Below are 15,305 nucleotides of genomic sequence, written 5' to 3' on the forward strand. Positions count from 1 at the left end.
GCTAGGCGCCGCCGCCCTGCATGCGCTGGCCCGACACCGCGGCCTGGCCCAGCCAGTACACCGCGCCCGCCACCACGAAGCTGGCCGGCGCCGCGAAGGTCGCGGCCAGGCCGCTCACGTGCATCAACACCAGGCCGCTCGCGGCGCCCGCGAACCAGGCGCCCAGGCCGCGGCGGTTGTAAGCGCTGCCGCCGCCCGGCGCCGGCTCGGTCTCGCCCACCGCCAGGATGTGCACCAGCGCCACCGCGACCCACGCCACCACGAAGATGCCCTGGTAGGCCAGCGCCTGCAGCAGGTAGGCGAACACGTCGAACAGCATCAGGGCGTACGACACCAGGCCCACCACCACTGCCCACGCCGCCTTGGGCCAGCGGCCCAGGCCGAAGCGGGCGAAGAAGGCCTGCATGTTGATGGTGGCCAGGTAGTAGTTGGCGGTGTTGATGCGGGTCTGCGTCACCCACACGAAGAACAGGCCGCCCAGCCCCATCAGCTTGAGCAGCGCCAGCACCACCGACACTTCGCTCAAGGCGCCATCGCCGGGAATGATGGCGACCAGGTAGATGCCGGCCACGCCATTGAGCAGGAAGGTGACCAGGTAGAACGGCATGCCGAAGTTGTAGCGGCCGTGGTAGCGCGCATCCTCGCGGCGGCCGAAGCGCGCGTAGTCGAAGGTGAACATCATCAGGATCCACACGCCCATGTAGTACACGTAGGCGTCCCACCAGCCGCCCGCCACCGGCCCGCCGGCCGGGCCGAACGCCAGCCAGGCGTCGCTGTAGCCGTATTCGCGCGTGGCCAGCACCACCGCCAGCAGCAGGCCGCCCAGGTAGAACGGCAGCAGCACGCCGTTGAACTTGTCGAGCCAGCGCTGCACGCTGCCGAAGATCAGCAGCACACTGTAGATGACCACCAGCAGCGCGAAGGCCCAGTAGGGCACGGCCGGGAACATGTGGTGCGCGGCGACGGCCATCACCGAGCCCTCGAACACGGCGTAGTAGATGGCGGTGGCGAAGAAGATCAGCGTGGCCAGCGCCGCGCCCGAGGTGCCGAACACGCCGCGCGAGAACAGCGCCACCGACTGCCCGGTGCGGATGGCATAGCGCGAGATCACGGCGTTGATGAGGCCATACGAAATCACCGACAGCACCATGCCGATGATGGCGTTGCGGGCGCCGTAGTTGAGCGCCAGCGTGGCGCCGACCACGATGTAGAAGATGGCGCTGCATACGGCCCACCAGGCCATGGTGAGCGGGAATCGGCCCATGCGGTCGGCATCGGCCACGGTGGCTAGGGAAGTGTCCCGGTCGGAGGACGAGGAGCTGGAAGCAAGGTTGGCCATGGAGGCTCTCCTGACGTGCTGAAGAACCGCGGAATGCGGACGAGTACGGCGTGCAGCGTGTGAAACTCGAAAGGCACAGGCGCAGGCGCGCCCGCCCGGCCCGTCGCAACGGGCCGGAAGGAAAGCAGCGATCAACGGGAAAGCGGGGCGGGGATCAACCCATGGCGGTGCGCAGCCGCTCGAGGCGGGCGCGGTAGTCCTTGCGGGCCTGCAAGGCGGTCTCGAGCGTGATGCGCTCGAAGCGGGCCTGCTGGTTGGGCTGCATCTGGCCAACCTTGTCGAGGTCGGCGCTGATGACGGTGCCGATCATGGCGTAGCCGCCGCCGGAGACGGCGTCGCGATGCAGGATGATGGGTTCGACCCCGGCCGGCACCTGGATCGACCCGATCGGATAGCAGGCGTCGACGATGTTGGACGGATCGGCACCGGCGCCGAACGGCTGCTCGCGCGGCTGGAACTTGAGCGCGCGGCCTTTCTTGTAGCGGTAGCCGATGCGGTCGGCTTCCGAGGTCACGCTCCAGGCGTCCTCGTAGAACGAGGCGGCCGATTCCGGCATCAGGCGATGGTCGTACAGGCCCGGCACCACGCGCAGCACCTGCTCCTTCGGGCACTCGCTGGCGAGTTCGGCCGGCAGCGCGCGGCCCACCCGCGCACCCGGGTGCGGCGCACCCACCCGCAGGCGGTCGCCGGCCTGCAGGCGGCGGCCCTCGAAGCCGCCGATGGCGCCCAGCGTGTAGGTCGAACGGCTGCCCAGCACCTTGGGCACGTCGATGCCGCCGGCGATCGCCAGGCAGGCGCGCGCGCCGGCCTGCACGAAGTCGAACGACAGCCGGGCGCCGGCCGGCACCGCCAGCGCGGTGTTGCAGGCCTGCGCCTGGCCGTCGATCCTGGGCATCATGGTGGCGCCGGTGACGGCGATCACCGCGGCGCGCGTGAAGCGCAGCTCGGGCCCCATCAGCGTGCATTCCAGCACCGCCGCGTCCTCGGGGTTGCCCACCAGCAGGTTGGCGGCGGCCAGCGCGTACTGGTCCAGCGCGCCCGAGGGCGGAATGCCCAGGTGGTAGTAGCCCTGGCGGCCACGGTCCTGGACCGACGTCGCCAGCCCGGGCTTGATCACTTCGATGAGCGGTTCGTCATGCGACATGGAGCGTCTCCAGAAGGCGGGCGTTGTACTGCGCGGGCGCGGCCATGAATTCGGACAGCGAGAACGACACCGGGCGGATGTTGAGCTGGAAGGTGCCGGCCTCGACCTCGGCCACCGCGGTGTCGTAGTCGGCGCGGCTGATCGGCTTGAACTTGACGATGTCGCCGGGGCGGAAGAACACCATGGAATCGCGCAGGTGCGCCTGGCGCTGGGCCGGCTCGAAGATCGGCGCGGGCGTCACGCCGAACATCTGGTAGCCGCCGGCGCCGCGCACGGAATAGATGCAGGCGAAGCAGCCGCCGTGCCCCACCGTGTGCTTGGGGGTGTCGGTGCGAGGCCGCAGGTATTTGGGCACTTCCAGCTGCCGTTCTCGTTCGACCATCTGGAACATGAACGGCAGGCCGGCCACGAAGCCCACCATCGACACGAACCAGGGCGCGCTGGAATGCGCCGCGATGAATTCGTCGGTGCCGGCAAAGCCGTTGATGCGCGCGGCGTATTCCAGGTCGGTCGAGTCCGGGTCCTGGTGACGCTCGCGAAAGCGCATCAGCGTCTCGTGGGTCCAGGGGTCGTTGTACAGCACTGGCACCTCGATGACGCGGGTATCGAGCCGCAGGTTGTCCAGGTCGATGGTGGCCTCGATCTCGCGCAGGATGGCCAGCATGGCCTCGGGCGCGACCTGCTCGGGGTCGTAGCGGATCTGGTACGAGGCGTTGGCCGGGCAGATCTCGCTGACGCCGGGCACGGCGCGCTCGCGCAGCGCGCGCGTGATCGCCATGCCCTTGAAGAACGCGGCCAGCGACATCGATTCGCTGATCTCGGCGAAGATGAATTCATCGCCGCCATGGGTGTAGCGCACCGTCATTGGGTCCCCTCCCGCTGCTGCATCCAGCTTTCCAGATAGTTGGTGTGATAGTCGCCCGCCAGCACGCCCGCATCGGCCACCAGGGCGCGGTGCAGGGCCAGCGTCGACGGCACGCCCTCGAATTCGGTTTCGTCCAGCGCGCGCGCCATCCGCGCCAGCGCGGCGTCGCGGTCTTCGTCCCACACGATCAGCTTGGCCAGCAGCGAATCGTAGTAGGGCGGCACCACGCTGCCGGCGTACACCATCGAATCGATGCGCACGCCCGGTCCGGCCGGCCAGCGCACGTGCGACACGGTGCCGGGGCCGGGCGCGAAATTGCGCGACGGGTCTTCGGCGTTCAGGCGGCATTCGATGGCGGCGCCACGCATGACGATGTCCGATTGCTTGAAGCGTAGCGGCTCGCCGTCGGCGATGCGCAGCATCTCGCGCACCAGGTCGATGCCGGTGATGGCCTCGGTGATGGGATGCTCGACCTGGATGCGCGTGTTCATCTCGATGAAGTAGAACTCGCCGCGGGTCTCGTCGTACAGGTACTCCAGCGTGCCCGCGCCGCGGTAGCCCACCGATTCGGTCAGGCGCAGCGCCGATTCGCACAGCGCCTGGCGCAACGCGGGGCTGAGCGCCGGAGACGGCGCTTCCTCGAACACCTTCTGGCGGCGGCGCTGCAGCGAGCACTCGCGCTCGAACAGGTGCACCGCGCGCTCGCCGTCGCCCAGCACCTGCACCTCGATGTGGCGGGCGCGCGGCAGGTAGCGCTCCAGGTAGACGCCGCCGTCGCCGAAGGCAGCGCGCGCCTCGGCCTGCGCCATGGGGATGGCCTCGCGCAGCTGCGCCTCGTCGATCGCCACGCGGATGCCGCGGCCGCCACCGCCGGCGCTGGCCTTGATCATCAGCGGATAGCCGATCTGCGCGGCGTGGCTCAGGGCCTCGTCCAGCGAGCCCACCACGCCCTCGCTGCCCGGCACCGTGGGCACGCCCGCCGCCTTGGCGCAGGCACGCGCCGCGGCCTTGTCGCCCATGCTGCGGATGGTGCGGGCGTCGGGGCCGACGAACACCAGGCCGGCGTCGGTCACGGCCTGGGAGAAATCGGCGTTCTCGGCCAGGAAGCCGTAGCCCGGATGGATCGCGTCGGCGCCGCTCTCGCGCGCCGCCGCCAGCAGGGCCTCGGCATTCAGATAGCTGCGGGTGGCGTGGGCCGGGCCGATGTGGACGGCGGCGTCGGCCAGGCGCACCGCCAGCGCATCGCGATCGGCGTCGCTGTAGACCGCCACCGTGCGCATGCCCAGCTCGCGCGCGGCGCGGATCACGCGCAGCGCGATCTCGCCGCGGTTGGCGACCAGCAGGGTCTGGATGCGTCGCGGCCGGTAGAAGGAATGCATGCCCATGCCTCAGCCCTCGATCCGCAGCAGGGGCTGGCCCGGTTCGACCGGATCGCCATCGGCCACCAGGATCTCGGCGACCACGCCGCCGATCTCGGCCTCGATCTGGTTGAACTGCTTCATCACCTCGACGATGCCGACCACGTCGCCCGGCTTGATGGCGGCGCCCACCTCGACGAACGGCGCCGCGTCGGGACTGGGACGGCGATAGAAGGTGCCGGGCAGTGGGCTCTGGATCTCTTGCTGCGACATGGTTTTCTCCTTGGAATGTATGGGAATGGTGGGCGGATCAGGACAGCTGCGGCGGCGCGATGCGGATACCGTGCGCCTCCAGGCGGGCGCGAGTGGCCTGCACCAGCGCCAGCGCGCCGGGGGTATCGCTGTGGATGCAAACGGAGTCGAAGCCGATCGGGATGTCGCGGCCGTCCACGGTGCGCACCTTGCCGTCGGTGCACGCGCGCAGCACCTTGTCGGCCACCTGCTCCGGATCGAGCGCCTGGGTGTAGCGCGTGAACACGATCGAGCCGCTGGCGTCGTAGTCGCGGTCCGCGTAGAACTCGCGCACCACCGGCAGGCCCAGCTCGCGCGCCACCTTGCAGGTCAGCGAGTTCTCCATGCAATACAGCATCAGCGTGGGTTCCAGGTCGCGCAGCGTCTGCACCAGCCGGCGCGACAGGGTTTCGTCGCGCGCGGCGCGCATGTAGAGCGCGCCATGCGGCTTGACGTGCTGCAGGCGCAGGCCATAGAGGCGGGCGAATTCGCGCAGCGCGCCGACCTGGTAGACGATGTCGTTGACCAGGCCCTCGGCGTTCTCGTTCAGGTCGCGGCGGCCGAAGCCGACCAGGTCGCGAAAGCCGGGATGCGCGCCGATGCCGATGCCGTGCTCGCGCGCCATCACCACGGTGCGGTTCATGATGTTGGGATCGCCGGCGTGAAAGCCGGTGGCGATGTTGGCCGAGCTGATCAGCGGCATGATGGCGTCGTCCACGTCATCGCCGATTTTCCAGGAACCAAAGCCCTCGCCCATGTCGGAGTTCAGGTCTATCGTCGCCTTGCTCATGAAACAGGATCTCCTTCCATTTGCGGGCCGGTGGCCCGCGCAATGCCTGCACAGTAGCGAAGCGCCCGAGGGATAAAAAGTTCTTTTTTTGGATCAATCCTTATCTGAATTTCAGATGCCCCACGTTGCGCACCAAATCGGGGCGGTTGAAGAATTCCTATGAAATTTCAGGGATTTCCCTGAGATTCCCTGCACCCCGATGGCGCGGATAAACAGATATTCTGGCGGCTGACTATCTATTAATCAGATATTGCCGCCATGTCGCTTACCCTCCGGCAGCTCAAATATTTCGTCGCGGCCGCCGAACTCGGACAGATCTCACAAGCGGCGATCCAGCTGGCGATCTCGCAATCGGCCGTCACCACCGCCATCCGCGAACTGGAAGAGAGCGTGGGCTCGCCACTGTTCCAGCGCAGCGCCAGCGGCGTGGCGCTGACCGAGACCGGACGCGGCTTCCTCAACCACGCCTACAACATCCTGTCGTCGGTCGACGAGGCGCTGCGCATGCCCAGCGCCGATGCGCGCGAGAGCGGGCGCCTGCTGCTGGCGGCGTCCTACACCGTGATCGGCTACTTCCTGCCGTACCACCTGCAGCGCCTGTCGCAGCTCTATCCCAACCTGGACATCCAGCTGCACGAGCTCAACCGCAACGCGATCGAGGAAGGCCTGATCGCGCACCGCTACGACATGGCGGTGCTGCTGACCTCGAACGTGGTGAATCCGGAACTGGCGGTCGAGCATTTCTTCGGCTCGCCGCGGCGGCTGTGGGTGCCCGCGCGCCATCCGCTGCTGGCGCGCGACACCGTCACGCTGGAAGACGTGGCGCACGAACCGTTCATCATGCTGACCGTCGACGAGGCCGCGCACACCGCGCTGCGCTACTGGAGCGAGACGCCGTTCCGCCCCGACGTGCGCCTGCGCACCTCGTCGGTGGAAGCGGTGCGCAGCATGGTGGCCAACGGCGGCGGCGTGGCGGTGCTGTCGGACATGGTCTATCGCCCGTGGTCGCTGGAAGGCCGCCGCATCGAGACCATCCAGTTGAAGGATCCGATCCCGCCGATGAACGTGGGCCTGGCCTGGCGCAAGGGCGCCGACATCACGGGTCCGATGCGCGCGGTGCGCGACTATTTCCGCCACGCCTACGCCGTGCCGCGCGGCACCGACACCTTGCGTTGAGTCCGATTCGTGCGTAGTTGTGGCGCTGCAACCACGCGCCGCGTTGCCGCTTGATACACGTCAAGACCCGCTTTTCCCGCCTCTGCGAACCTGAATGCCTACATTCACGCAATACACGGAGAGAGGAAATGTTCGCGACGTATCGGCGCACCCGCGCCCTTGCCCTGGCCACTGCCTGCGGCGCCACCCTGATGCTTGCCGCCCCCGCCCATGCCCACGAAGCCGGCGACATCCTGTTCCGGGTCGGCGCGACGCAGGTCCGTCCCGCATCCAACAACGGCACCGTGCTCGATGGCACCGTCAAGCTCGACGCCAACAACAACGTACGCCCCAGCTTCACGCTGGCCTACATGGCCACGCGCAACATCGGCATCGAACTGCTGGGCGCCTGGCCGTTCCAGCACGACGTGAGCGGCAGCGGGCTGGGCAAGATCGGTTCGAGCAAGCAGCTGCCGCCGACCCTCAGCCTGCAATGGCACATCCTGCCCGACAGCATGGTGCAGCCGTACATCGGCGTCGGCATCAACTACACCAAGTTCTTCGACACCAAGGCCGAAGGCGCGCTCAAGGGTTCGGACCTGAAGATGGGCGATTCGTGGGGCGTGGCCGCGCAACTGGGCGCGGACATCAAGATCAGCGAACGCTGGTTCATGAACGCCGACATCCGCTACATCGACATCAAGTCGAAGGTGAAGCTCAACGGCGAACACATCGGCACCGCCCGCATCAACCCGTGGGTCGCCACGCTGGGCGTCGGCTACCGCTTCTGATTTCCACGCCCCATCGGCTACTGGCGTCGCTGCGCCAGTAGCTGCTGCAACGCCTGCAATGCAGGCGTTTCGTCGTCCGCGCGCCAGATCAATCGCGTCTGCGCGCGGCCGTGCTTGCCGGACAGCGGCGTCACGCGCAACGACTGCTCCGCCCCCAGCACCGCCAGCACCGAGCGCGGCACGATCGCCACGCCCGACCCCGCGGCCACGCAGGCCACGATCGCGTGGTACGACGCGAACTCCATCACCTTGCCCGGCGCCACGCCTTCCTGGCCGAACCAGGATTCCAGGATGCGGCGATAAGAACACCCCGCCGCGAACGCGATGACGCTGCGATCGCCCACGTCCTTGGGACCGTGGATCTCGGGCCAGGCCAGCGGCGAGATCAACGCCAGCTCTTCCTCGAACGCCGGCTGCTGCGCCAAGCCCTCCGCCTCGAAGGGCTGGGCCACGAACGCGGCCTCGATCTCGAAGTCGCGCACCTTGGCCGCCAACGCGCCCGAGGTCCCGGTCACCAGTTCGATCCGCACTTTCGGCCAGGCCGCGTGGTATGCCGCCAGGATGGGCGGCAGGCGCGCCGCGGCCGTGCTTTCCATGGTGCCGATGCGCAGCAGGCCTTGCGGCGCGCCGTCGCGCACGGCCGCCTGGGCCTCGGCCGACAGGCGCAGCATGCGGTCGGCATAGGACAGCAGCACGCGCCCCTGTTCCGACAGCACCAGGCGCCGGTTCTGCCGGCGGAACAGCGGCGCCTCCAGCGTCGCCTCGAGCTGCTTGAGGCGGGTCGAGACGTTGGACTGCACCCGGTTCAGGTGGGCCGCGGCGCGCGCCACGCCGCCATGGTCCGCCACCGCCTTGAAGATCTGCAGCGCGTCGAGGTCTAAGTTTCTCATTTCAAGAACTCATGTTCTTAATAATTCACTATTCAAGATATTAGTACAGCCGTAGAGTGGGAGCCATGTCAATAGCCACCCACCCCGATCCCGCGCCCCCGCGCGGCGCCCTCAGCCTGGCCTTGCCGGCCGCGCTGGCGCTGGCCGCCGCCATGGGCATCGGCCGCTTCGCCTTCACCCCGGTCTGGCCGCTCATGGCCCAGGAAGCCGGGCTGTCGCTGGCGCAGGGGAGCTGGCTGGCGTCGGCCAACTACGCCGGCTACCTGCTGGGCGCGCTGGCCGCCGCGGTGCGACCGCCGCGCCATCCGCGCGCCATGCTGGCGGTCAGCCTGCTGGCCGTGGCCTTGCTGACGCTGGCCATGCCGTGGGTCCACGGCGTCCTGGCCTGGAGCCTGCTGCGGCTGGTGGCGGGCTATGGCAGCGCCAGCGCCTTCATCTGCGTGGCCGCCGCGCGTCCGGTCGGGCCCGGCGACCCGCGCGCCCCGGCAGTGTCCGCCATCACCTACGCCGGCGTCGGCGCCGGCATCGCGCTGACGGGCCTGGCCTGCCTGGCGCTGATGGCGTCCGGCGCCGGCGCCAATGCCAACTGGACCGCGCTGGGCGGACTGACGCTGGCGCTGTCGGCGCTGGCCTGGCCGGGCCTGAACCGCCCGGCCCCGGCCCACCACCTGGCCGCCGCGCCCGCCCCGGGACGCCTGCCGCCGGGCATCGGCCGGCTGGCGCTGCACTACGGCGTGTTCGGCGCCGGCTACATCATTCCCGCCACCTTCCTGCCCGCCATGGCCCGCGAGATCATTCCCGACCCGGCGGTGTTCGGCTGGGCCTGGCCGCTGTTCGGCCTGGCCGCCGCGCTCTCCTGCCTGGTGGCGCCGCGCGTGGCGCAGGCCCGCGACGACAAGACCGTGTGGCGCGGCGCGCAGGCGGTGATGGCGCTGGGCATGCTGGCGGTGGCGGTGTGGCACGACATCGCCGCGGTCATCGTCGCCGCGCTGCTGGTGGGCGGCACGTTCATGGTCATCACCCAATCGGGCATGCTGGCCGCGCAGCGGCTGGCCGGCAGCGCCGCGCCGCGGGCCGCGGCCGTCATGACGTCGGCCTTTGCCGCCGGCCAGATCATCGGCCCGCTGCTGGCCTCCGGCGCGGCGCGCTGGGGCGCCAGCCTGCCGCAAGTGCTGGCCGGCGGCGCGGCGCTGCTGGCGCTGTCGGCCTGGCGCTTGGGAAATATCAGCGCCGCGGGCAAGAACGCTGGGCATAATGCGATCGGTTCCCAGGAACCATCAAATTAAGAGAGAGGAGTCACCCAGCATGAAATCGCTACGCCCCCTGGTCGCCGCCCTGGCCACCTTCGCCGCCCTTGGCGGCACCGCCCACGCCCAGGCCACCGACTGGCCCGCCAAGCCCATCACCATGATCGTGCCCTACGCCCCGGGCGGCTTCGCCGATACCCGCGTGCGCCTGCTGGCGCGCAAGCTGGGCGAATCGCTGGGCCAGCCGATCGTGGTCGAGAACAAGGCAGGCGCGGGCGGCGTGGTCGGCACCAACCTGATCGCCAAGGCGGCGCCCGACGGCTACACCATCGGCACCGGCAACCTGGCGCCAATGGCGGTCAACCCGTCGCTGATGAAGGACATGCCGTACAACCCGCAAAAGGACCTGGCGCCGGTCATCCTGATCGAGAACAGCCCGCTGGTGCTGAGCGTGAACAACGAACTGCCGGTCAAGACCCTGGCCGACCTGATCGCCATGGCCAAGAAGCAGCCCGGCAAGCTGTCGTTCGGTTCGTCCGGCGTGGGCGGCGCGCACCACCTGTCCGGCGAGATGTTCCGCGAGCAGGCCAAGATCGACATCGTGCACGTGCCCTACAAAGGCGGCAGCCTGGCCGCGACCGACCTGATGGGCGGCCACATCTCGATGATGTTCGAGATGGGCTATTCGGCGCTGCCGGCCATCCAGGGCCAGAAGATCCACCCGATCGCGGTGACGTCGGCCCAGCGCCTGGCGGTGCTGCCGGACGTGCCGACCATGGCCGAATCCGGCCTGCCGGGCTTCGAGTCGTACAACTGGCAGGGCATCGTCGCCCCCGCCGGCACCCCGGCGCCCATCATCGCCAAGCTCAATGCCGAGTTCAACCGCATCCTGAAGGAACCCGACGTGCAGAAGGCCATCGCCGACACCGGCAGCCAGGCCGGCGGCGGCACGCCCGAGGAATTCGGCGCGTTCATCAAGAGCGAAACGGCCAAGTGGGCGCAGGTCATCAAGGCTGGAAACATCCAGCTCCAGTAAGCCAACCAGGAGTATCCCCATGACATCCCGCCTTTCCGATCTGCTCAAGCTTGACCACCCCATCATCCAGGCGCCCATGGCGGGCGGCGCGACGACGGTGGAGCTGGTGTCGGAGGCCTCGAAGGCGGGTGTCCTGGGTTCGCTGGGCGCGGCCTACCTGACGCCCGAGCAGATCGAGACGACCGCCGCCGCGATCCGCGAGCGCACCGACCGGCCGTTCGGCATCAACCTGTTCGCGGCGGTGCCCGAGCAGCCCTTCCAGGGCGACGCCAACCGCATGCTGGCCCTGTTGGCGCGCTACCACGCCCAGCTGGGCCTGCCGGCGCCCGTCGCCCCCGGCCCGCAGGCCGATCCGCTGCCCGGCCAGATCGAGGCCGTGCTGCGCGTGAAGCCGGCGGTCCTGAGCTTCACCTTCGGCCGCCTGCCGACGGACGTGCTGGCGCGCTGCCGTGAACTGGGCATCCTGACGGTCGGCACGGCCACCACCGTGCGCGAAGCCGTGGTGCTGGAGCAGGACGGGGTCGACGCCGTCGTGGCCCAGGGGGCCGAGGCGGGCGGGCACCGCGGCACCTTCCTGGACGATTTCGAGCATTCGCTGATCGGCACCATGGCCCTGGTGCCGCAGGTGGCCGACGCGGTGTCCATCCCGGTGATTGCCTCCGGCGGCATCATGGACGGCCGCGGCATCGCCGCCGCGCTGGCCCTGGGCGCGGACGTCGCACAAATGGGGACAGCATTCCTGACCACGGACGAAGCCGGCATCGGCGACGCCTACAAGGCGGTGCTGCCCGCCTCGCGCCCGGAACAGTCGCGGGTGACCCGGGCCTTCTCCGGACGCCCGGCGCGCGGGATCGTGAATTCCTTCATGCGCGACGCCGACCAACTTTCGGACGATATCCTGCCGTACCCGCTGCAGAACGCGCTGACCCGCCCGATGCGCACGGCCGGCGGCAAGGCCGGCAACATCGCCGTCCTGTCGCTGTGGGCCGGCCAGGGCGCGCCGCTGGCGCGGCGGGAAAGCACGGCCGCGCTGGTGGCCCGGCTGGCGCGCGAAACCGCCGCGGCGCGCGGCCGCGGCCAAGCCTGACGGACCCGGGCGCGGGTGGGTCGGGGGCCCCTTGGCCCCCGAGGATTGTTCCCAATGGCGAAAACACTGTTCCATAGAGGGCCATATCCCACTGCGATGACAATTCGTCGGGCTACAATGGCCCCTCGCCGCCGGGTGCGACGGGTCTTTTCTCGTCCCCGGCATATGAGTAACAGGGCGCTTCCCGACGCAGCCCGTCTCGCTCGCGCCGGCCGGATGTCCCGCCCGCGCACCAGCGTGGCGGCAGGGCATTCGCCACCGAAACACCCTTTTGTTGCCCATGCCCGATCAAACCCGCAGCACCCCGGAATTCGCCCTGCGCCTGGAAGGTGTGGCGCTAGGCTACGGTGATTTCACCGTCTTGCGCGACATTTCCATGGAAGCGCGCTCGGGCCAGGTGGTCGCCATCATGGGCGGCTCGGGCTCCGGCAAGACCACCCTGCTGCGGGCCGCCACCGGCCAGCTCATCGCGCAACAAGGCACCGTGCTGGCGTTCGGCCAGGACATCGCCCAGGCCACGCCGGCCGAACTGCAGTCCCTGCGCAAGCGCATGGGCGTGCTGTTCCAGCAGGGCGCGCTGTTCACCGACCTGAACGTGTTCGAGAACGTCGCCTTCCCGCTGCGCGAACACACCACGCTGGCCGAATCCGAAATCACCGCCCGCGTGCTCGACAAGCTCGACGCCGTCGGCCTGCGCGCCGCCGCCCACCTGAAGGTGGCCGAAGTCTCTGGCGGCATGGCCCGCCGGGTGGCGCTGGCCCGCGCGGTGGTGCTGGAACCCGAACTGATCCTGTACGACGAACCCTTCGCCGGCCTCGACCCGATCTCGCTGGGCATCACCGCCCGACTGATCCGCAGCCTGGCCGACCGCCTGGGTTGCGCCTCGGTGCTGATCACCCACGACGTGCACGAATCGTTCGCGATCGCCGACCAGGTCTACCTGGTGGGGCAGGGCCAGCTCAAGGCCGCCGGCAGTCCCGAGAGCCTGTCGGCCTCGCAGGACCCCTACGTGCAGCAATTCCTCAAAGGCGAACCCGACGGCCCGGTCGCGTTCCAGTACCCCGAAACGCCGGCCTTCCAGAAATGGCTGTCGCAACAACAAGGGCGCAAGGCATGAGCGGATCCAACAACGCCGTGAGCGCACTGGGCGGCTGGGTGCGCACCCGCATCGCCGGCATCGGCTACTTCACCCGGTTCTTCGGCGCCATGCTGGCGCGCAGCGGCATCGCGCTGTCGCGGCCGCGGCTGGTGTCGCAGCAAATCCATTTCATCGGCAACTTTTCGCTGCTGATCATCGCCGTGTCCGGCATGTTCGTCGGCTTCGTGCTGGGCCTGCAGGGCTATTACACGCTGAACCGCTACGGCGCCGAGGAATCGCTCGGCCTGCTGGTGGCGCTGTCGCTGGTGCGCGAACTGGGGCCGGTGGTGACCGCGCTGCTGTTCGCCGGCCGCGCCGGCACCTCGCTGACCGCCGAGATCGGCCTGATGAAGGCCGGCGAACAGCTGTCGGCCATGGAAGTGATGGCGGTCGACCCGATGCGCCGCGTGCTGGTGCCGCGCCTGTGGGGCGGCATCATCGCCATGCCGATCCTGGCCGCCGTGTTCTCCATGGTGGGCATCCTGGGCGGCTGGGTGGTCGGCGTGCTGATGATCGGCGTCGACGCCGGCGCCTTCTGGTCGCAGATGCAGGGCGGCGTCGATGTCTGGAACGACGTCCTGAACGGCGTCATCAAAAGCCTGGTCTTCGGCGTCACGGTGACGCTGGTGGCGCTTTACGAAGGCTGGCAGGCCAAGCCCACCCCCGAAGGCGTCGCCCGCGCCACCACCCGCACGGTGGTGGTGGGTTCGCTGGCGGTGCTGGGGCTGGACTTCCTGCTGACCGCCTTGATGTTTGGAAACTGATTACGGATCGATCATGTCTCGCGAAAAAACCGATTTCTGGGTAGGCCTGTTCGTCTTGCTGGGCGCGGCCGCGCTGGCGTTCCTGGCGTTGCGCGCCGGCAACTTGAGCACCTTTTCTTTTGCCCCCACCTATACGCTGACGGCCAATTTCGATAACGTAGGCGGCCTCAAAGTGCGCGCGCCCGTGAAAAGCGCGGGGGTCGTGGTCGGCCGGATCTCCAAGATCTCCTTCGACGACAAGACCTTCCAGGCGGTCGTCGCGATGAACCTGGAAACCGCCTACCAGTTCCCCAAGGACTCTTCCGCGGCCATCCTCACCTCCGGCCTGCTCGGCGAGCAATACCTGGGCCTGACGCCGGGCAGCGAAGACGACAACCTGGCCGAGGGTGGCAAAATCCGCTATACCCAAAGCGCCGTGGTGCTGGAACAGCTGATCAGCAAGTTCCTGTACGGCTCGGCCGAGAAGGAAGGCACGAACGCGGCTGGCGCGCCCGACGCGAAAGCCCCGAATTGAAGAGGACCCGTCACGCCCGGCAACAACCCGAAGCTTGACGCGCCGCACGCTGCAATAAAAATAGAAATCTGCTGATAGGGATGCCCTGATCATGAACACGAAAGCTCTTTCCCGCATTGCCACCATCGCCGCCGCCGGCGCACTGATGGCGGGCTGCGCCGCGCCGCAGCATCCGGATCCGCGCGATCCCTGGGAAGGCTTCAACCGCGGCGTGTACAAGTTCAACGACACCGTCGACCGCGCGGTCTTCAAGCCGGTGGCGCAGGCCTACACCTACGTCACGCCGGAGCCGGTGCGCAGCTGTGTCCACAACATCTTCAGCAACGTCGGCGATCTCTGGTCGGGCACCAACAGCTTCCTGCAGGGCCGCGGCCACGACTTCGTCAACACGCTCGGCCGCTTCCTGTTCAACACCACCATGGGCGTGGGCGGCTGCTTCGACGTCGCCTCGGCCAACGGCGCGCGCAAGATCCCGAACGACTTCGGCACCACGCTGGGCGTCTGGGGCTTCAGCCAGGGTCCGTACCTGGTGCTGCCGTTCTTCGGTTCGGCCAGCGTGCGCGACGGCGTCGGCCTGGTTGGCGACTGGCAGGGCCGCATGCACGGCTACATGGGCGTGAGCGCCATCGACAATGTGGCGCTGCGCAATTCGCTGTGGGGCCTGGAAGTGGTCGACACGCGCGCCAGCCTGCTCAACGCCACCGACACCATCGACCGCGTGGCGCTCGATCCGTACAGCTTCGTGCGCGACGCCTACCTGCAGCGCCGCGCCGCGATGGTCAACGGCCAGCGCGTGGATGACGAATCCAGCCTGCCCAACTACGAAGACGACGAGGACGATGCCGCCAAGGCCAAGGGCGCGCCCGCTCCGGTCGCCAACCCCGCAACCAAGTAAG

16 protein-coding genes are annotated in these 15,305 nt (G+C 68.7%); 9 read left to right on the plus strand and 7 right to left on the minus strand.

Going from position 1 to position 15,305, the window contains the following annotated elements:
- Position 1: 1 nt before the first annotated feature.
- From AC1HFW_RS19660 to AC1HFW_RS19685, 6 genes are all read right to left on the minus strand, one after another.
- Positions 2-1,339 carry a purine-cytosine permease family protein gene (locus AC1HFW_RS19660; protein ID WP_479285001.1) on the minus strand — a complete coding sequence of 446 codons (1,338 nt, stop codon included), beginning with the start codon at positions 1,337-1,339 and terminating at the stop codon, positions 2-4.
- A gap of 154 nt (positions 1,340-1,493) precedes the next feature.
- Entirely contained in the window at positions 1,494-2,483 is a 990-nt protein-coding gene (locus AC1HFW_RS19665; protein WP_479285002.1) for a 5-oxoprolinase subunit C family protein, read from the minus strand.
- Positions 2,473-3,348 carry a 5-oxoprolinase subunit B family protein gene (locus tag AC1HFW_RS19670; protein ID WP_479285003.1) on the minus strand — a complete coding sequence of 292 codons (876 nt, stop codon included), beginning with the start codon at positions 3,346-3,348 and terminating at the stop codon, positions 2,473-2,475. The genes AC1HFW_RS19665 and AC1HFW_RS19670 overlap by 11 nt, the downstream gene beginning before the upstream one ends.
- Positions 3,345-4,733 (minus strand): acetyl-CoA carboxylase biotin carboxylase subunit, encoded by a 1,389-nt coding sequence (locus AC1HFW_RS19675; RefSeq protein WP_104021654.1) that lies wholly within the window; start codon positions 4,731-4,733, stop codon positions 3,345-3,347. Before AC1HFW_RS19675 ends, AC1HFW_RS19670 begins: the two co-directional genes overlap by 4 nt.
- Positions 4,734-4,736: 3 nt before the next feature.
- Positions 4,737-4,979, minus strand: a complete 243-nt coding sequence (locus AC1HFW_RS19680; RefSeq protein WP_479285004.1) for an acetyl-CoA carboxylase — start codon at positions 4,977-4,979, stop codon at positions 4,737-4,739.
- Between the two features lie 37 nt (positions 4,980-5,016).
- A complete protein-coding gene (locus tag AC1HFW_RS19685; protein ID WP_006392349.1) occupies positions 5,017-5,787 on the minus strand; it encodes a 5-oxoprolinase subunit PxpA in 771 nt (256 codons plus the stop codon).
- 258 nt (positions 5,788-6,045) lie between these two features.
- Between AC1HFW_RS19685 and AC1HFW_RS19690 the strand changes: the two genes are divergently transcribed.
- Together AC1HFW_RS19690 and AC1HFW_RS19695 are read left to right on the plus strand one after the other, a co-directional pair.
- Positions 6,046-6,963, plus strand: a complete 918-nt coding sequence (locus AC1HFW_RS19690; protein WP_006392348.1) for a LysR family transcriptional regulator — start codon at positions 6,046-6,048, stop codon at positions 6,961-6,963.
- A 128-nt stretch (positions 6,964-7,091) separates the two neighbouring features.
- Positions 7,092-7,733, plus strand: coding sequence for an OmpW/AlkL family protein (locus AC1HFW_RS19695; RefSeq protein WP_006392347.1), 642 nt, complete (start codon positions 7,092-7,094; stop codon positions 7,731-7,733).
- A gap of 17 nt (positions 7,734-7,750) precedes the next feature.
- Here the strand turns inward: AC1HFW_RS19695 and AC1HFW_RS19700 are convergent, their stop codons facing one another.
- Positions 7,751-8,623 carry a LysR family transcriptional regulator gene (locus AC1HFW_RS19700; RefSeq protein ID WP_061072740.1) on the minus strand — a complete coding sequence of 291 codons (873 nt, stop codon included), beginning with the start codon at positions 8,621-8,623 and terminating at the stop codon, positions 7,751-7,753.
- A gap of 65 nt (positions 8,624-8,688) precedes the next feature.
- Between AC1HFW_RS19700 and AC1HFW_RS19705 the strand changes: the two genes are divergently transcribed.
- The 7 genes from AC1HFW_RS19705 to AC1HFW_RS19735 all read left to right on the plus strand — a co-directional run bounded on the left by AC1HFW_RS19705 (position 8,689) and on the right by AC1HFW_RS19735 (position 15,304).
- Positions 8,689-9,909: a YbfB/YjiJ family MFS transporter gene (locus AC1HFW_RS19705; protein WP_479285005.1), complete on the plus strand. Its 1,221-nt coding sequence runs from the start codon at positions 8,689-8,691 to the stop codon at positions 9,907-9,909.
- Between the two features lie 19 nt (positions 9,910-9,928).
- On the plus strand, positions 9,929-10,906 hold the full coding sequence (locus tag AC1HFW_RS19710; protein WP_006392344.1) for a Bug family tripartite tricarboxylate transporter substrate binding protein: 978 nt from the start codon (positions 9,929-9,931) through the stop codon (positions 10,904-10,906).
- 19 nt (positions 10,907-10,925) lie between these two features.
- A complete protein-coding gene (locus AC1HFW_RS19715; protein ID WP_479285006.1) occupies positions 10,926-11,993 on the plus strand; it encodes an NAD(P)H-dependent flavin oxidoreductase in 1,068 nt (355 codons plus the stop codon).
- Positions 11,994-12,273: 280 nt separating this feature from the next.
- On the plus strand, positions 12,274-13,110 hold the full coding sequence (locus AC1HFW_RS19720; RefSeq protein WP_241075463.1) for an ABC transporter ATP-binding protein: 837 nt from the start codon (positions 12,274-12,276) through the stop codon (positions 13,108-13,110).
- Positions 13,107-13,895: a lipid asymmetry maintenance ABC transporter permease subunit MlaE gene (mlaE, locus tag AC1HFW_RS19725; protein ID WP_006392341.1), complete on the plus strand. Its 789-nt coding sequence runs from the start codon at positions 13,107-13,109 to the stop codon at positions 13,893-13,895. Before AC1HFW_RS19720 ends, mlaE begins: the two co-directional genes overlap by 4 nt.
- Before the next feature lie 13 nt (positions 13,896-13,908).
- A complete protein-coding gene (mlaD, locus tag AC1HFW_RS19730; RefSeq protein ID WP_006392340.1) occupies positions 13,909-14,409 on the plus strand; it encodes an outer membrane lipid asymmetry maintenance protein MlaD in 501 nt (166 codons plus the stop codon).
- A 91-nt stretch (positions 14,410-14,500) separates the two neighbouring features.
- Entirely contained in the window at positions 14,501-15,304 is an 804-nt protein-coding gene (locus tag AC1HFW_RS19735) for an MlaA family lipoprotein (protein WP_006392339.1), read from the plus strand.
- Position 15,305: the final 1 nt, after the last annotated feature.

This window comes from Achromobacter sp. ISS7 (assembly GCF_056523125.1).